Source organism: Ruegeria sp. HKCCSA071 (assembly GCF_017872555.1).
Lineage (GTDB): Bacteria > Pseudomonadota > Alphaproteobacteria > Rhodobacterales > Rhodobacteraceae > Ruegeria.
In genome coordinates this window covers 299335-315244 of sequence record NZ_JAEDOX010000002.1, presented here as the reverse complement: position 1 = coordinate 315244, position 15910 = coordinate 299335, and the positions used below count along the sequence as shown (strand labels likewise).

The window sequence follows — 15910 nt, the reverse complement described above, 5'->3', positions numbered from 1 at the left end:
GCGTCACAATGACGTTCTGCCTAATCGGCTGCAACCCCGGTTCAGGCGCTGATCTGTTTCATCGGAGCTGTTTTTGTCAGAATATCCACGGGTGCAAACCGCACGATCGTCGCACCATTATGAACCGGTGAAACCGTGCAGTCCAAAGTGATACCTGACCGCATCCGGATTTCAGCCGTCCATTCCGCCCGATTATCCCGCATTTCGACAAAATCCCGGATCTCTCCAAGGATCGGCGTAGCGACACAATGGTCCTGCCAATGCCGCGTGACATCGGTGATGGTGTCGGTCTGAAAGCCGATTTCCTGTGCGCTGCCCCAAAGCTTTTCGTAGGCGTAGTTGGTAAGGGCCAGGGTTCCATCATCGGCAAATACAGCGATTGCATCGGCCAGCTTGTCCAAAATGGATTGCATCAGATCCATCTCGGACCGGAAGCGGCGCGTTAACGTGATTTCGGCAGTAATATCTTCGAACAGAAACGCAACGGCCCCATCGGGATGCGGCCTGCCGCTTACAGAATAAACCGAGCCAGAGGGAAGCGACCATGTTTCGTGATAGTTTCCGCCCTCGGCCGCTTCCAGCAGGTCGTTCATCTGACGCCGCCAGGTGCGGTAGTTCTTGGGTTCTGGCATCATGTGCTGATCCCGAAGCCGATCGAAGAAACTGCTGATATTCGGGCGGCAGTTGAGGAAATCCGGCGGCAGCGTTGTCAGATCGATCAGGGCTGGGTTGAACAGCGCCAGTTGCCGGTTGCGGTCAAAAATGGCCAGGCCAATCGAAAGTTGAGCAAAGGTCTTGGTCATGGTCTGCACGAACTTGCGTTGCGCAGTTTCAGCTTCGACAATGGCGTTGATGTCTGTGGCGTAACATAACCGCCCGTCGTCCTGCCCGATCTGCGTCAGGTCGAACCACAACTTGCTGTTGGTTCCTGTCACATCCACCGCCACCCTTGATTTTCCGAGCGACGGCGCATCAGAGGCGTCCGGAAAAAGCGGGGCAGTCAGATCGGCATCCTGACCACGGGCCCGGCGAACAAGCGTGACATAAGCTGCATTGCACCATTGCACCTGGCTGTTGTGATCCAGCAACCATACCGGATAGGGGGCCTGTTCCATGGCCAGACGGCTCGGTTCGCTCAGCGCGCTTGACCCGGTCGGAGCGATTCTGGCCGGTTCGTGCAGACGCACGCGGACAATCCCGTCGATCCATTCACACACCACTTCGCGTTCCACCGTGCAATCAATGGCCGAGATTACCAGTACATTTTGATCACGAACCTTTTCGGGTGTTTCGGGGAAGGTGGGGAAATCCCTTTGCAGCAGGCGGCGCAAGTCCTGCCAGCTTCCAACATGTTCGAACCCGGCAAGCGCGATATCGGAGTGGCTGATCAGGTGATCACCATCAAACAGGAATACCGCATCGAACAGGGATGTTGTCGAAAACAAACCAAAGACATCGTCGCGTCGCGTCTGGCGTGGCAATAACCACTGCACGGCAAAGCATCCCGATACCAGGCTGATCGCGGCCAGAATGATCCAGTCGGCCATGAATATCCCCAAGGTGGAACCAAACCCAGGCTGACTATGGGCAGGATTAGTTAACGGCTCCTTAACTCATACCTGAATGCGTTTGTTGGAACCGGATGGAACCGGCGTGTCGCCCTTTTGCGCGTCAATCAGATTGCGCGGCCACGAGACCTTGACGATAGCACCTGTCCTGTCTTTTTGATCGGTCAGACGCTGATACGGATCCGTGCCATTTGCGAATTTCAGTTCGGCGCCGCTGCGCTCCAGCAACGTTTTTGCGATGAACAGTCCCAACCCCATGCCTTCGTATTCCGGGCGGGTTCGCAGGTCGGCTTCGGCCCGTCTGCGGCGCATGAAGGGGTCACCGATGCGTCCAATCATGTGCGACGGGTAGCCTCGCCCGTCATCCATGATGCTGACGGTGATCCTGCTGTCTGTCCATTCGGCTTCGACCCAGACATTCGCGCGGGCAAAGTCCACGGCATTCTGGATCAGGTTGCGAAGCCCGTGAATAATCTCGGGCTTTCGCAGGATCGAGGGTTGCAGCACGTCTCCGTCCTGCACCGGGCCTTCCGAAAAATGAACGACCTTGCCCCGGTCAACATGTGGCTCGGCGGCTTCGTTCACCACCGTTGAAAGCGGAGCCTGCCGCAAATGCAGGTCATCTTTTCCGGCACGACCCATATCGCGCAGAATGTCGCGGCACCGATCAGCCTGTTCGCGGATCAAGGCGGCGTCTTCCTTGAGGTCGGGACGGTCATCCAGCTCTTCGATCAGTTCCGCACTCGTCAGTTTGATCGTGGCCAAAGGGGTGCCCAGCTCGTGCGCGGCGGCGGCGACCACGCCGCCAAGATCGGTCAGCTTTTGCTCGCGCGCCAGTGCCATATGGGTGGCAGCCAGCGCTTCGGACATGGACTGAACCTCGGAACTGACGCGGTGAGAATAAGCACCGATAAAGACGATGGCGATAATGATAGCAGCCCAGTTGCCAAACAGCAGGATTTCCGGAATGTCCAAAACCACCCCGACGTTGGTCCGCAGCGGCAGGTGGAATTCCGCCAGCAGAGTGGTCAGAACAATCGCAACAGCCCCGACAATCAAGGTCGACCGTGTGCTCATCACATTGGCGGAAATTGTGACCGGCCCCAAAAGCAGAAGCGCAAAGGGGTTATTCAGCCCGCCCGTCAGATACAGCAAGATCGACAGTTGCAGCAGGTCGAACAAAACCATCAGGAAGTTTTCGAACTCGGACATCCGCTTGTTCTGTGGAAACAACAGAATGGCAGTCAGGTTACCCATCACCGAGATCCCGATGGCCAGATAACACAGGCCCAGTTCCAGCTGCACGTGATAGTATTGCTGGGCCACGGTGATGGCGGTGATCTGACCAAAAATAGCAACCCATCGCAACAGGATCAGGGTGCGCAGGCGGATCCAGCTGCTGCGTTCCTGGCCGCGCCAAAAAGTCTGATTGGAATCTGCCATCGGTCGCTTATGTCCTGTTGCAAAGGCTGGTCATCTTGTTAGGTGTCCCGGCCGGAACGATCAACAACTCCTTGCGACCGGAAAACCGAAATGACCCGCCTATACGCAATTCTTGCAACTCTCGTTCTGGCCATCGGTCTTGGTGCGATGTGGCTTTTGACGCGTGGGGGCGGTTCCGGCAACCAGTTTGCACAGTGCCGATCCGGGCAGATCGCCGGGGGGACCGCTGCTATCGGCGGGCCGTTTGAACTGGTGAATGGCAAGGGTGAGACGGTGACCGACAAAGACGTGATCACCGAACCCACACTTGTCTATTTCGGCTATACATTCTGCCCCGATGTCTGCCCGTTTGACATGTCCCGCAATGTTGAGGCCGTGGATATCCTGAACCAGCGCGGGCAGTCGGCAACGGCGCTGTTCATCTCGATCGATCCCGAACGGGACACGCCCGAGGTTGTGGATGATTATGCCTTCAATCTTGGCGGCAAGACGATTGCGTTGACCGGTTCGCCCGAACAGGTCAGGGCGGCGAGCAAGGCTTACAAGACCTATTACAAGGCACAGGATAAAAGCGACGAATTCTACCTTGTTGACCATTCCACCTTCACCTATCTGGTGACGCCCGAACATGGTTTCCTTGAATTCTTCAAGCGCGATGACACTGCCGAACAGATGGCGGACAAGGTCGGGTGCTTTCTGGACCAGGCCGCGCCTTAACAAGGTTGTTTGACCTTTGTTTCTGCGCTGCTATTACTCATGTTTAAGCCAAAGGCATGAAATAGCGGAAAGACCTAACATATGGCAGACAGTTCTCAGCTTGATATCGGCCCTGACAAATCCTTGCTTTTGGTGGATGATGACGAGCCGTTCCTGAGACGTTTGGCCAAGGCCATGGAAAAGCGAGGGTTCGAGGTTGAAACCGCAGGATCCGTCGCCGCAGGTCGCGCAATTTCCACCGCCCGCCCACCGGCTTACGCAGTTGTTGACTTGCGACTGGAGGATGGCAACGGTCTGGATGTGGTTGAGGTTCTGCGCGAAAAGCGCCCTGACAGCCGGGTTGTGGTTCTGACCGGGTACGGGGCGATTGCGACCGCAGTCGCCGCTGTAAAAATCGGCGCAACCGATTATCTGTCGAAACCCGCCGACGCCACCGACATCACCAATGCGCTGCTGGCCAAGGGTGACGAATTGCCCCCGCCGCCGGAAAACCCGATGAGCGCGGACCGCGTGCGTTGGGAGCACATCCAGCGGGTTTATGAGCTGTGCGACCGGAATGTCAGTGAGACCGCACGGCGGCTGAACATGCACCGCCGGACCTTGCAGCGGATACTAGCGAAACGCAGCCCGCGGTAAGCACAAACGATTTTGGTTCAATCTGAAACAGGGTTTTGTTCAGACGATGCCAGTCGGGTCTGCTTTTCGGGACGAAGCGGACCTACGAGGTCCGCAAGATTCTGAGATCGCCCTCGGTCCATTTGGCACGCCGACGCCAATGTGAACTGGCTTCAGCTTGAGCATCTATGAGGGCGTGGCGTCGCCCCCAATACCGAGATATGCAGCTTCCATTAGTTCGTTTTCACGCTGCACGTCTTGATCCCTAACGCGGAATAGATCGGGCAAACGCCAACCAGACCTGTGATAAGTGGGATGATGCCGATAAGCCCCCACATCGTCTGAGGGCCGACAAAGATCAAAGACAGCAGCACAAGGCCAAGAATGATACGCAGTGTGCGATCAAGTGTTCCCTCATTTCTGGACATCATTAAATCCTCCTTGGTTGATTGTCGCGCAACTCTAACCTGTTGCGTCGCCGAGAGACGGTGACAGAGTCACCGCTAACCTGCGGCAACATGTTCCAGTTCCTTGCGATCGAGTATAGCGATGCCGTCCTCATGCTGCTTTACCCAGCCTTTCTTCGCGAACTCCGCCAATCTGCGAGACACGTAGGCGCGGCCTGAGGCTGTTTCGCTTGCCAGTTCGGAGTGGGTTGCCTTCACCCTACTGTCTGAAGACGCAAGCCTTATCAACGCCTTGGCGAGCCGCGCATCGAAGCTTGTGAGCGCCACATCTTCAATCAACTGCTGGTACTCCGAAAACCGCGAGGAAACGGACAACATAATCATATCTCGGAACTCAGCGTCCTCGGCGAGCTTCTTTCGAAACTCGTGAGCCAGCACGATTTGCCCGGTCAGGTCGGTCTCTGCAACACCTTCGGCACCGTAGGCCTCGTCCTTTATCAGGCATGACAAAGTCTGGAGGCATACGTCGCCCGGTGTGACACGATATAGGACCACTTCCCGTCCGCTGGGGCCTGTAAGTGTTACACGAATTGATCCTTCTGACAGAATGATGAAGCCTGGACATGGTTGACCTGGTTGAAAGATTGTTGCGCCCCGTGGCGCGGCAAAACTGCGGAGGACACTCATTCTCGCAAATCTCCCAGATACCCGAAGATTAGAAACTTGTGGATTGATCAATTCAAGCCGGATCGCCTTAGATTCTTCTCGTGTGCCGGTTGGATTCGAAGCCGACACAGTTCCCATAGTGCATCCTAGAGCCGAGCTAACAACGCTTTATACCGATCAGAGAATGCCCGCCGCACCTTAACTGGTGGTCTCAGCGTGATCTCCAATCCCTCCATCACCGCTTTATCCGGGCGACCAAAGAATTTCGTTGCCTCTGCCTCGGAAAAGCCCGCGATCTGGGTGGCCTCCATCCAGGCACTGATCTTGTCGGCCTTCTTGATCTGCCGTTTCACCGCTTTTGGCACCTCAGCGGGCAGGCCGAACCGAATGTGGATCGCCGCCGCCAGCCGGTCGTCCAAGGCGCCGTAACCGGGGCCCACAGCGGATTTGACCGGGGAAATCATGTCACCAATCACGTATTCCGGCGCGTCATGTAACAGGGCTGCCAACCGCCATTTGACGGGTGTCTTGGGGGCAATTCTGCCGAAGAGCTCCTCAACCAACAGGGAGTGCTCGGCGACGGAATAGGCGAAATCGCCGCGTGTCTGCCCGTTCCAACGCGCCACAAAAGCAAGCCCATGCGCGATATCTTCGATCTCGATATCCACCGGGGTCGGGTCCAGCAAGTCCAGCCGACGCCCCGATAACATGCGCTGCCATGCTCTGGGTTGTGTTGCCATTTTGCTATGCCTCGCCTGACCGGACGCGATTGCGCCATATTTTTGTGTTATGATGTACCTGTCTGGATCACTTGCTGCCAACAGTTTCTTGAGCATTTGTGCTTTGAAACGGCGCGCCATGATCCCGACATCAAAACCGAGGGGGGCACATGCTTCTCCCGGTGTGCTCCTCTCGACTGTGAAACGCGAAACGATAGGAGTTTGTCATGTTCAAGCGTTTATTCGCCATTGCCCTGACCTTTGGAATGGCCGCGACCGCCCCGCCAGCTTTTGCCCGGAGTTGCGCGGAACGCGACGACATTGTCACCAAATTGCAGGAAAACTACGCCGAAGAATTGGCCTTTGGTGGTTTGCAAAAGACACGCAGCGCACAGTCGGTGATGGAAGTCTGGGCCTCGAAGGAAACGGGCAGTTATACCGTTTTGGTAACCAATGCGAACGGGATCAGTTGTATTGTTGCCGTTGGCACCGATTTTTTTGAAGCGATACCAAAGATAAAAGTCGAAGGCACGCCAAGCTGAAAGCGGCCACCAGGCTTCCGGTAATTGTCTTCAAAGTTGCCACCTGCCCCAAGGAATGTTAGGGGCAGCCGGGACTGTGACTTACCGAAAATGGAGCGCCTGATGGCCGTGGACTATATCGTTAAAGACATTTCGCTGGCCGGGTTCGGCCGCAAGGAATTGGATATTGCCGAAACCGAGATGCCGGGACTGATGTCCCTGCGTGCGGAATATGGGGAAAGCAAGCCTCTGACAGGTGCGCGTATCGTTGGATCGCTGCACATGACCATCCAGACCGGTGTTCTGATCGAAACGTTGGTGGCGTTGGGTGCGGATGTGCGCTGGGCGTCGTGCAACATCTTCTCGACGCAGGACCATGCCGCCGCCGCGATTGCCGAGGCGGGCATTCCTGTCTTCGCCATCAAGGGTCAAACACTGGAAGAGCATTGGGATTACCTGGATAAATCCTTCCTGTTCGAAGACGGCCCGAACATGATCCTTGACGATGGTGGCGACGCGACCCTGTACATCCTGCTGGGCGCACGTGCCGAAGCGGGCGAAGACATCATCCCAGTTCCGGGTTCGGAAGAGGAAGAGGTGATCAAGAAGCAGATCGCCAAGCGCATGGCGGCCAGCCCCGGTTGGTTCACCAAGATGCGTGATCAGATTCAGGGTGTGTCCGAGGAAACCACCACCGGCGTGAACCGTCTGTATCAGCTGGTGAAAGACGGCCACCTGCCGTTCCCGGCGATCAACGTGAATGACTCGGTCACAAAGTCGAAATTCGACAACAAATACGGCTGCAAGGAATCGCTAGTCGATGGTATCCGCCGCGCCACCGACACCATGATGGCCGGTAAGGTTGCTGTGGTTTGCGGCTATGGCGACGTGGGCAAGGGCTCGGCCGCCAGCTTGCGTGGTGCAGGTGCGCGCGTGAAGGTGACCGAAGTTGACCCGATCTGCGCGCTGCAGGCTGCGATGGACGGGTTCGAAGTGACCTTGCTGGAAGACGAAGTTGACAGCGCGGATATCTTCATCACCACCACCGGCAACAAGGACGTGATCCGCATTGAGCATATGCGCGAGATGAAGGACATGGCCATCGTCGGCAATATCGGTCACTTCGACAACGAGATTCAGGTGGCCAGCCTGAAGAACCACAAGTGGACGAACATCAAGGAGCAGGTGGACATGATCGAGATGCCTTCGGGCAACCGTCTGATCCTGCTGTCAGAAGGCCGTCTGCTGAATCTTGGTAACGCCACAGGTCACCCGTCTTTCGTGATGTCGGCCTCGTTCACTAACCAGGTTCTGGCACAGATCGAGCTGTTCACCAAAGGTGACCAGTACGAGAACAAGGTCTACATCCTGCCCAAGCATCTGGACGAAAAAGTAGCCCGCCTGCATCTGGATCGCATCGGAGTGAAGCTGACGCAGATGGATGCGGATCAGGCCGCTTATATTGGCGTCAAGCCAGAAGGTCCGTACAAGCCGGAACACTATCGCTACTGATTGTCGTCTGACGATGACACAGAATAACGGACGCCGCCGGTTTCTTTACTTGGCGGCGTTCTTCGTTTTCAGGATTTTGGTTGTGGTGATCGTGCTGGGCGGCGGCGGCTGGGTGCTGTTGGCGCATCCAAAGACACCTGTGCCATCGCACTGGAACCCGTTGCGCGACCTGAAGGTCAGCGCACCGGTGACGCCGGTCACCCGATATCAACTGAACCGCACCGTGGCGGATGAAACCCAGTGTCGGGCTACGTTGGCCGAAGCGGGCGTTCATTTCGAGGCGATGGAGGATCTGGTCGTTGATCAGAGCTGTGGCATTGCCGCACGCGGCCTTCTGACCCGACTGGCTACCTCGCATATCGAAGCCATCGAAACCAGTTGCGCCACAACATTGCGGCTGGCGATGTGGGAACACCATGTCGTGCAGCCGGCCGCGCACGAACTGCTTGGAACCGGTATTGCCCGATTGCGCCATGTCGGAAGTTACAATTGCAGGCGCATGCGCACCCTGCAGGGTGAAAACAATGGATGGAGCAGCCATGCCCGTGCGGACTCGATCGATATCATCGGTGTGGTGACGACCGATGGCCGCGTGCTGACCCTGTTAAATAACTGGCAGGGCACCGGACCCGAACCTGCATTTCTGCGGAAAATCTGGCGGGGCGCGTGCGACTGGTTTCGTGTGGTTCTGGGCCCGGACTTCAATCGCTTGCACGCGGACCATTTTCACCTGCAAGGTTCGGGCTGGGGGTATTGCAGATAGGTCTTGCATCCTGTGCATTCCAGCCCCGGTTAAGGGGGAGGAAACGCGATATTTTATCCTTTTGGGCTGACCTGTGACACGTCTAGTCTCGGCTATCGGTGATTGGTGCCGGATTAACGGATAAAGGAGATTGGGACATGGGCAAGCGCGACGAGTTGATCGCCAAATACGCTGAAGATCTGAAGAACAAATGTGGGATGAACCCCGATATGAACCTGTTGACCAAGGTCACAATCGGTTGCGGCCCGGCGATCTATGACGCAGATGCGGCAACTGTTGCAGCCAGCCAGGAGTCCGAATTGGAAACCGTCAAGAATAACTTCCTGATCAAGAAACTGGGCCTGTCAGATGGCCCCGAGCTGATGGCAGCGATCAACAAAGCTATGGAAACCTATGGCATGTCTGAGCGCAACAAATACCGCGCCGTGGTTTATTACATGCTGACCAAGCATTTCGGAAAAGAAGCCGTTTACGGCTGATCTTACCGCGCATTCCTTAAACGCTTGTCGTCTACCCGGCAGGCGTTTTGTATTTGAGTTGTTTTTTAAGGACTTGGCGTTTGAAACGCCGGGTGCGGTTGGGTTAAGGTCAAACCGTGACCAGGACGGTCAGAACCAGACATTTCCATACGCGTGTGGTGAGTAGGGAGCACGCGGGGGTAGGGAAGGTTCTGTATCGTCAGAACCTTCCCTCATTTATCATCTGAACTCTCTCAAAATACGCGCGATGAGGCTTTCTGCGTTGTCAGGTTGAACCGTAGAATTGTCGTCCACATTTCCGCCGCTGCCTTCCAGATAAACCTCGATCCGCCCGGGGCGCGTCTTGCTGCCCGAGCTTGTGAAATCCCGTGCGATACCCCCAAGTGCATCGGCGGCCATGGCAGCGTTTTCGGCGTCATCGGGATGGTAAAACCGGACCTGGGTTTCTCGGACCCGGTATCCCACCCGAGCTGTTGCCACCACTGTTGCCTGACTTCGGGCAAGCAGTTCCAACGCCCGGTTGCTGGTCTCTTGCGAAACTCTCGACGGTACAAAAAGCGAGACCTCAAGATCAATGACCGGAGTCACAGGCAGCGGTTTCACCTCGGTGTAGGGCCGATTGGCGGGTGTATCGATCTCTGGCGGAATAGGATCATGGGCTATCTGCGACACTTGCGACAATCCGCCCTTGTTCAGCGGATTGGGATTGCGAAGTCGTGAATCATACCAGGCCGGAATCGCGGTATGAATGTCTGAAGCAGTTGTGACGGCCAACGTGGGTTCCAACTGGGCCGGAATGAAAATCCTGGGCGGTGTTAAGGAAATCTCCGGCTTCTCCGTTGCCGCTTCAGGATTCGGGCCGGTTGTAAACTCGCTTTCCGGCATGACAGCGCTTTCCGTTTCCTGGGAAGGGGTTACATCGGATTGATCCAAAGTTACCGGATCGACTGACCGGCTATTTGGCTCGTCCAAGGGTTCGCTGACGTCGGCGGGGATTGAATGAGGCTCGGGCTCAGGAGGCCCCGAAACCAACAGATCCTCTGGCGTAGGGGCGTCTTTTGCGTCCGGCATGCTGGTGGTTGCAGCCTCAGGCTGTTCTTCGGGGACCAGAAAGGTTTCAGAAAGCGCATTCAGAACGGCCTGGTCTTCTGCATCTGCGGGCGGCCACTCATCTAAAAGATTTGCAATGACCCATTGCAAGGCGGCCCCACACAAAAGGGCAACCAGTACTAACGCAACCCGAGTTTTCCTTTTTTTTCTGACGCGCGGTTTGTCCAGATTTAGCGAGCGGACCCGCTCGGAAACGATCTGCTCAGTATCTGTATCATCCGGCGGGGGAGGTTTGTCTGTCTGGACAGATGTCGAAACAGGTTCTTCCTGCGCCTTCGCAAGCACTGACGCGCGTTTTTCCCGCGCTTCTTTCAGGCGCGCTTCCCAGGTTTTCGTGCTTTTCGCAGCAACGGTGTTATCGAGCGTCCCGTTGCCGTTTTCGTTGTCAGACACGGGGTTCAAACTTTCAAAACATATCGAATTTATCCGAACAACACCAAGCGGTTACGACCAGAGCAATCATAACGTTCAGGTCCCCACCCGGCGTAACCCTTGGAAACATAACACCTTGCCGGACGTTTGAGAAGATTTGCACCTGATACGGGTCGGCAGGTCAATCCGGCTGCGTTTCACCCAAGGCGCAGATCGCCTTCCATTGATCGTCAGTTACCGGCTGCACCGACAAACGAGAGTTTTTCACCAGCACCATGTCGGCAAGCCGTTCGTCGGCCTTTATCTGGTCCAGTGTCACGGGCTTGGAAAAGGACCGGACGGCCTTGATATCCACGCATTCCCAGCGCTCATCATCGGTGGAACTGTCGGGATGTGCCTCGGCGCATACCTCGACAATACCCACAACCGATTTGTCCTTTTGAGAGTGGTAGAAGAACCCCCAATCCCCAATGGCCATCTGACGCATGAAATTGCGCGCCTGATAGTTGCGCACACCGTCCCATTCCTCGCCCTTATCCCCCTTGGCCATTTGCTGTTCCCAGCTCCAGGTCGAAGGTTCGGACTTGAAAAGCCAATACGCCATCAGCCGATTACCTTTTTCCAGGGAATCAGCTCAACCGACTGGAACAATCCCGCCTTCGCATAGGGGTCATTATCTGCCCAGTTTTGCGCGGCAGCCAGATCTTCGACGTCGAGCACAACCAGCGAACCGATCATAGCGTCGCCATCCAGCAGCGGCCCTGCCTGCGATACAACACCCGTTTCTTCGATATAGGCTAGATGGGCCGCGCGATTGTTCAATCGGGTTTGCAGCGCCCCGGCTTTGTCACGGGCGATGAGTGCGATCAGCATGTTATTCCTCCTTGAGTGGGCGATTGAGCAGGTTTTGGATGGCCTCGGTCACACTGTAGGCACCATGGCTCAGATCCGCCACAGTTGTACTGATGGGCATGTCCAGCCCTTCTTTGACGGCAATCTCTGACATAGCTCGCGCGGTGGCAACGCCTTCGACAGTAGTATGTTGGTTAAATGGTTGGTTCAGACCCAAACTAAGACCAAAACGGTAGTTTCGGGACAGCTCTGAGGAACAGGTCAACACCAGATCTCCAAGCCCGGACAAGCCCATCAGGGTGTCAGGGCGCGCGCCACGCAGGGCGGCAAAGCGCTGCATTTCCGCAAAACCGCGAGTCATCAACGCGGCACGGGCGCTGTCCCCCAGCCCCGCACCGATTGCTGCGCCGCAACCGATGGCCATGATGTTCTTCAGCGCCCCGCCAAGTTCAGCACCTATGGTGTCAGTGGTCCGATAGAGGCGCAGATTCGCAGTGGCCAGCTCGGTCTGCAAAGCTTTGCCAAGATTCGTATCACCGCAAGCCAGCGTTAACGCAGTGGGCAAGCCTCGCGCTATGTCATCAGCAAAACTGGGTCCTGTCAGCAAAGCGATCGGGGCATCGTGGACAACATCCCTGATGACCGCAACGGGCCCGAGGCCAGAATCCAACTCTATCCCCTTACAGCAAGCGACCAGTGTCTTGCCGTGCAGCACCGGGGCGTGATCCTGCAAAGCGCTACGCAATTGCTGCATGGGAACGGCCAAAAGCAGAATGTCAGCTTTCGACGCTTCAGCGATATGTGCCGTTACGGCGATGTTCATGGGTAAGGAAACACCGGGCAGCCGGGTGGAGTTTTCGCGCGTCTTATGCATCTGCCGCGCCTGATCCGCGTTTCTGGACCACAGTGTTACCGGCCCGCTGCCTGACAGCGAGATCGCCAAAGCGGTCCCAAACGCACCGGATCCCAGGACAGAGACGTTCATGCCTTGGCCCCTTTCTTACCGCTGCCCAGCATTGCCGGGCTGTGTTGATCCAGCGGCCAGCGGGGGCGGGCAGTCAGGTCCAGACCGTCGCGCGCGCCGGCGCGAAAGCGTTCGAGGCCCGCATAGGCAATCATCGCGGCATTGTCCGTGCACAAAGCCAGCGGAGGTGCCGTGAATCGGGCGCCTTTCTGGGCGCAAACAGACTCTAACGCCGTCCGAATAGCCGAATTCGCTGCTACCCCACCTGCGACCGCGACAACGGGATCAACAGGGTTGTGATCAAGGTACAGATCAATCGCGCGGCGGGTTTTCTCGGCCAATGTGTCCACTATGGCCTGCTGGAATCCTGCGCACAGATCAGCACGGTCCTGACGGGTCAGTCCACCTTTGTCGGCCACGATCTGGTCGCGCATCCGCATCAGCGCTGTTTTCAGCCCCGAGAAAGACAAGTCACTGCCGGGCCGGTCCAGCAGTGGCCTGGGAAAGCGGAACCGCTGGGCGTTGCCATCACGGGCTTCAACCTCGACAGACGGGCCGCCGGGTTGCGGCAGGCCCAGCAGGCGAGCGGTCTTGTCAAAAGCTTCCCCTGGCGCATCGTCGATGGTGCCGCCCAGGCGGGTAAACTGCTCGGGGCCATGGGCGATCAGGTATTGGCAATGGCCGCCCGACACCAGAAGCATGAGGTAAGGGAAGGCGATGTCGTCCGTCAGGCGGGGCGTCAGGGCGTGACCTGCAAGATGATTGACGCCAATCAACGGCAGGCCCGTAGCCGCACTCAGCCCCTTGGCGCACATGACACCGGACATGACCCCTCCGATCAGACCGGGCCCGGCGGTGACGGCAATAGCGTCCATGTCGCGCAGCGACAGACCAGCAGCGTCCAGCGCCTGCACAACGCAGACATCCAGCTTTTCGGCATGCGCACGGGCTGCAATCTCGGGCACGACGCCGCCAAAGGCGCTGTGCAGATCGGTTTGACCGTGCACCACAGAAGACAGGATTTCGGCTTTGGCACCCTTGGTCTGGCGCACGACGGCTGCGGCTGTGTCGTCACAGCTGCTTTCCAAACCCAATACGGTAAGTGTTTGCACCATCACCCTGATCCGTTGCATCATGTATATACGGCGGGGTATCACCCTGCGCGGATGCAAACAATCCTGAAGGGTCAAGGCGCCACACGTTGTTTTTGTTGATGACCCGCCCTCGCTCCGCCTCGGAAAGGTTTGTCGAGCAGCTGCCAACCCGCATCAGGTCCCGGGTTCAGGTCCTCTATTCGCCGATCATGGAAATCCGGCCTCTGCCAGTTGCAGTGGATACCAAAGGTGTAAAAGGATTGATCTTTACATCGGCCAATGCGGTGAATGCTGCGGTCTCGAAAGGTGTTGACCGAACTCTGCCGGCCTATTGCGTGGGACCCGCAACAACCGGTACCGCGAAAGGGTATGGGTGGCAGGCCAAGATGGTCGGAACCACGGCGGAAGAATTGGTCGGGCATCTGCTCAAGCATCGGCCCAAAAGCCCCCTTTTGCACCTGCGGGGTGAGCATACACGGGGCAATGTCGCTGGCCGCCTGACCGAATCTGGTCTGACCGTTCGGGAACAGCCGGTCTATCAGCAGCGGTTGTTGCCGCTAACACCCGAGGCAACCGAGGCCGCCAGAGGAAATCTGCCGATAATTGCTCCGCTTTTCTCGCCGCGCACGGCGCGACATTTTGCCGATATCTGGGCCGGATCGGCCCCCCTTTGGCTGGTTGCGATCAGCCAGGCTACGGCTGATCCCCTTTATTCCTTGGGCTATGAGCACCTGAAGATCGCAAAACATCCGACACCCAAGAAAATGCGTAAAGCTGTTAAAAAGCTTGTGAAACATGTGTTGCGGGTTGAGGGTGGCGAGGTCCCCGATTAACTTAACCTGGGCTGTTATTCATCTGAATTTGGATTCGATAAGGGGAATATTGCGGTGGCTGGTAAGAAGAAATCCGATCAAAAGCCGGTGGAACCCCTCGTAGCGGATGATGCAGTTGAAACTGATCTGCGGCAGGACGATACGCCTGTTGACCCGGCTGAACCTGTAGAAGAAGACCTGTCCGAAGCCGAAGCCGAAGCCGAAGCCGAAGCCGAAGCCGAAGCCGAAGCCGAAGCCGAAGCCGAAGCCGAAGCCGAAGCCGAAGCCCCGGTCGATGAAAAGACCGTCGAACGCGTAGTCGAAAAACGCGGCGGTTTCGTTCCGGCCCTGTTGGGTGGGGCGCTAGCTGCCGTTGCAGGTTTCGCGCTGGGCAATGGAGGGCTGTTGCCAACCGGCCCGGACAACTCGGGGGCGCTGGCGGCGCTGGAAGCAAAGCTGACAGAACAATCGGACCAGATCGCCAAGCTGTCACAGGCGCTTGCAAACGGCCCTGATGTGTCTGGACTGGCAGATCAGATCAATGCATTGTCGGACAAGCTGACACCGGTTGAAGGCGACCTGAGCACGGTAAAATCCTCGGTTGATGCGCTGTCCGGTGAGGTCGCGCCATTGACGGACCGGATCGCCGCGCTGGAAAAAGCCCCGATTGCCTCTACGGCTTCACCCGAGGCAACTGCCGCGTTTGAGGCGGAACTGAAGAAACTTCAGGACTCGCTGGCCGCTCAACGGGCTGAAGTCGAAAAAATGGTTTCGGACGCGCAGGCTCTTGAAGCGAAAGCCTCGGCAGAAGCACAAGCCGCAACGAATGCTGCCATTCTGGCGCGCCTGCGTGGGCAGCTGGATACCGGCCAGCCTTTTTCGGAATTGGTTGCTGAATTGAAGGCAGGCGGCGTGAGTGTGCCGGACGCCCTGTCCGTCCCGTCGGAAAAAGGCGTGGAAACTCTGACCGCGCTTCGGGCGTCGTTCGAGCCTGCTGCGCGAAATGCATTGGCCGAGGCGCGCGAGGCTGACAAAGGAACGGGTTTGGTCGCCTTCCTGCAACGTCAAACGGGTGCCCGTTCCGTCACGCCTCAGGAAGGTGATAGTCCAGACGCTGTTCTGTCGCGCGCGCAGGCTGCACTGGCAGATGGCGACCTGACCAAAGCGTTGAACGAACTGAAATCACTTCCCGAAGTGGCGCAGGCTGCGATGGCCGATTGGGAGCAGGCGGCCGGGACACGAGCCGCCGCCGTTGACGCCGTGAATACGCTGGCTTCCAGCCCAAACTCGAACTGA

18 protein-coding genes are annotated in these 15910 nt (G+C 57.2%); 8 read left to right on the top strand and 10 right to left on the bottom strand.

The features are described 5' to 3' along the window. Window positions 1-41: 41 nt before the first annotated feature. Both I9188_RS09510 and I9188_RS09505 read right to left on the bottom strand, forming a co-directional pair. A complete protein-coding gene (locus I9188_RS09510; protein ID WP_209505238.1) occupies window positions 42-1547 on the bottom strand; it encodes a PAS-domain containing protein in 1506 nt (501 codons plus the stop codon). A gap of 66 nt (window positions 1548-1613) precedes the next feature. Continuing rightward, a complete protein-coding gene (locus I9188_RS09505; RefSeq protein WP_209505236.1) occupies window positions 1614-3011 on the bottom strand; it encodes a sensor histidine kinase RegB in 1398 nt (465 codons plus the stop codon). 90 nt (window positions 3012-3101) lie between these two features. Between I9188_RS09505 and I9188_RS09500 the strand changes: the two genes are divergently transcribed. Together I9188_RS09500 and I9188_RS09495 are read left to right on the top strand one after the other, a co-directional pair. Beyond that, window positions 3102-3728 (top strand): SCO family protein, encoded by a 627-nt coding sequence (locus I9188_RS09500; RefSeq protein WP_209505235.1) that lies wholly within the window; start codon window positions 3102-3104, stop codon window positions 3726-3728. Window positions 3729-3809: 81 nt separating this feature from the next. Further along, window positions 3810-4364, top strand: a complete 555-nt coding sequence (locus I9188_RS09495; protein WP_050604676.1) for an ActR/PrrA/RegA family redox response regulator transcription factor — start codon at window positions 3810-3812, stop codon at window positions 4362-4364. 212 nt (window positions 4365-4576) lie between these two features. Here I9188_RS09495 and I9188_RS09490 read toward each other — a convergent pair whose 3' ends face one another. The 3 genes from I9188_RS09490 to I9188_RS09480 form a co-directional block, all read right to left on the bottom strand. Then, window positions 4577-4771 carry a DUF2892 domain-containing protein gene (locus I9188_RS09490; protein WP_209505286.1) on the bottom strand — a complete coding sequence of 65 codons (195 nt, stop codon included), beginning with the start codon at window positions 4769-4771 and terminating at the stop codon, window positions 4577-4579. A 75-nt stretch (window positions 4772-4846) separates the two neighbouring features. Further along, window positions 4847-5437: a Crp/Fnr family transcriptional regulator gene (locus I9188_RS09485; protein WP_209505234.1), complete on the bottom strand. Its 591-nt coding sequence runs from the start codon at window positions 5435-5437 to the stop codon at window positions 4847-4849. Window positions 5438-5562: 125 nt separating this feature from the next. Continuing rightward, on the bottom strand, window positions 5563-6156 hold the full coding sequence (locus I9188_RS09480; protein WP_209505233.1) for an HD family hydrolase: 594 nt from the start codon (window positions 6154-6156) through the stop codon (window positions 5563-5565). 206 nt (window positions 6157-6362) lie between these two features. Here I9188_RS09480 and I9188_RS09475 point away from each other — a divergent pair, with 206 nt between their 5' ends. The 4 genes from I9188_RS09475 (at window position 6363) to I9188_RS09460 (ending at window position 9410) form a co-directional block, all read left to right on the top strand. Then, the gene (locus I9188_RS09475) at window positions 6363-6677 is read left to right on the top strand and encodes a hypothetical protein (RefSeq protein ID WP_209505232.1); all 315 of its coding nucleotides are present in this window, start codon (window positions 6363-6365) and stop codon (window positions 6675-6677) included. Between the two features lie 102 nt (window positions 6678-6779). Beyond that, window positions 6780-8168, top strand: a complete 1389-nt coding sequence (ahcY, locus tag I9188_RS09470) for an adenosylhomocysteinase (RefSeq protein ID WP_209505231.1) — start codon at window positions 6780-6782, stop codon at window positions 8166-8168. Between the two features lie 13 nt (window positions 8169-8181). After that, a complete protein-coding gene (locus tag I9188_RS09465) occupies window positions 8182-8931 on the top strand; it encodes an extensin family protein (RefSeq protein WP_209505230.1) in 750 nt (249 codons plus the stop codon). A 137-nt stretch (window positions 8932-9068) separates the two neighbouring features. Beyond that, window positions 9069-9410, top strand: coding sequence for a DUF2853 family protein (locus I9188_RS09460; RefSeq protein WP_209505229.1), 342 nt, complete (start codon window positions 9069-9071; stop codon window positions 9408-9410). A 219-nt stretch (window positions 9411-9629) separates the two neighbouring features. Here I9188_RS09460 and I9188_RS09455 read toward each other — a convergent pair whose 3' ends face one another. The 5 genes from I9188_RS09455 to tsaD all read right to left on the bottom strand — a co-directional run bounded on the left by I9188_RS09455 (window position 9630) and on the right by tsaD (window position 13823). After that, window positions 9630-10913: a hypothetical protein gene (locus I9188_RS09455; protein WP_209505228.1), complete on the bottom strand. Its 1284-nt coding sequence runs from the start codon at window positions 10911-10913 to the stop codon at window positions 9630-9632. Window positions 10914-11073: 160 nt separating this feature from the next. Further along, window positions 11074-11496, bottom strand: a complete 423-nt coding sequence (locus I9188_RS09450; RefSeq protein ID WP_209505227.1) for an EVE domain-containing protein — start codon at window positions 11494-11496, stop codon at window positions 11074-11076. Then, on the bottom strand, window positions 11496-11765 hold the full coding sequence (locus I9188_RS09445; protein ID WP_209505226.1) for a YciI family protein: 270 nt from the start codon (window positions 11763-11765) through the stop codon (window positions 11496-11498). The genes I9188_RS09450 and I9188_RS09445 overlap by 1 nt, the downstream gene beginning before the upstream one ends. A gap of 1 nt (window position 11766) precedes the next feature. After that, the gene (locus I9188_RS09440) at window positions 11767-12729 is read right to left on the bottom strand and encodes an NAD(P)H-dependent glycerol-3-phosphate dehydrogenase (protein WP_209505225.1); all 963 of its coding nucleotides are present in this window, start codon (window positions 12727-12729) and stop codon (window positions 11767-11769) included. Continuing rightward, complete coding sequence (gene tsaD / locus I9188_RS09435; protein WP_209505224.1) at window positions 12726-13823, bottom strand: tRNA (adenosine(37)-N6)-threonylcarbamoyltransferase complex transferase subunit TsaD; 1098 nt, start codon at window positions 13821-13823, stop codon at window positions 12726-12728. Before tsaD ends, I9188_RS09440 begins: the two co-directional genes overlap by 4 nt. Before the next feature lie 98 nt (window positions 13824-13921). Here tsaD and I9188_RS09430 point away from each other — a divergent pair, with 98 nt between their 5' ends. Together I9188_RS09430 and I9188_RS09425 are read left to right on the top strand one after the other, a co-directional pair. Beyond that, window positions 13922-14635, top strand: a complete 714-nt coding sequence (locus tag I9188_RS09430) for a uroporphyrinogen-III synthase (RefSeq protein ID WP_209599604.1) — start codon at window positions 13922-13924, stop codon at window positions 14633-14635. A gap of 54 nt (window positions 14636-14689) precedes the next feature. Further along, window positions 14690-15910, top strand: a complete 1221-nt coding sequence (locus I9188_RS09425; RefSeq protein WP_209599603.1) for a hypothetical protein — start codon at window positions 14690-14692, stop codon at window positions 15908-15910.

Excerpts from the sequence above, each read along its gene's own strand:
- I9188_RS09510 (WP_209505238.1), bottom strand. The coding sequence starts at position 1,547 with ATGGCCGACTGGATCATTCTGGCCGCGATCAGCCTGGTATCGGGATGC.
- I9188_RS09505 (WP_209505236.1), bottom strand. The coding sequence starts at position 3,011 with ATGGCAGATTCCAATCAGACTTTTTGGCGCGGCCAGGAACGCAGCAGC.
- I9188_RS09500 (WP_209505235.1), top strand. The coding sequence starts at position 3,102 with ATGACCCGCCTATACGCAATTCTTGCAACTCTCGTTCTGGCCATCGGT.
- I9188_RS09495 (WP_050604676.1), top strand. The coding sequence starts at position 3,810 with ATGGCAGACAGTTCTCAGCTTGATATCGGCCCTGACAAATCCTTGCTT.
- I9188_RS09490 (WP_209505286.1), bottom strand. The coding sequence starts at position 4,771 with ATGTCCAGAAATGAGGGAACACTTGATCGCACACTGCGTATCATTCTT.
- I9188_RS09485 (WP_209505234.1), bottom strand. The coding sequence starts at position 5,437 with ATGAGTGTCCTCCGCAGTTTTGCCGCGCCACGGGGCGCAACAATCTTT.
- I9188_RS09480 (WP_209505233.1), bottom strand. The coding sequence starts at position 6,156 with ATGGCAACACAACCCAGAGCATGGCAGCGCATGTTATCGGGGCGTCGG.
- I9188_RS09475 (WP_209505232.1), top strand. The coding sequence starts at position 6,363 with ATGTTCAAGCGTTTATTCGCCATTGCCCTGACCTTTGGAATGGCCGCG.
- ahcY (WP_209505231.1), top strand. The coding sequence starts at position 6,780 with ATGGCCGTGGACTATATCGTTAAAGACATTTCGCTGGCCGGGTTCGGC.
- I9188_RS09465 (WP_209505230.1), top strand. The coding sequence starts at position 8,182 with ATGACACAGAATAACGGACGCCGCCGGTTTCTTTACTTGGCGGCGTTC.
- I9188_RS09460 (WP_209505229.1), top strand. The coding sequence starts at position 9,069 with ATGGGCAAGCGCGACGAGTTGATCGCCAAATACGCTGAAGATCTGAAG.
- I9188_RS09450 (WP_209505227.1), bottom strand. The coding sequence starts at position 11,496 with ATGGCGTATTGGCTTTTCAAGTCCGAACCTTCGACCTGGAGCTGGGAA.
- I9188_RS09445 (WP_209505226.1), bottom strand. The coding sequence starts at position 11,765 with ATGCTGATCGCACTCATCGCCCGTGACAAAGCCGGGGCGCTGCAAACC.
- I9188_RS09440 (WP_209505225.1), bottom strand. The coding sequence starts at position 12,729 with ATGAACGTCTCTGTCCTGGGATCCGGTGCGTTTGGGACCGCTTTGGCG.
- tsaD (WP_209505224.1), bottom strand. The coding sequence starts at position 13,823 with ATGGTGCAAACACTTACCGTATTGGGTTTGGAAAGCAGCTGTGACGAC.
- I9188_RS09430 (WP_209599604.1), top strand. The coding sequence starts at position 13,922 with ATGACCCGCCCTCGCTCCGCCTCGGAAAGGTTTGTCGAGCAGCTGCCA.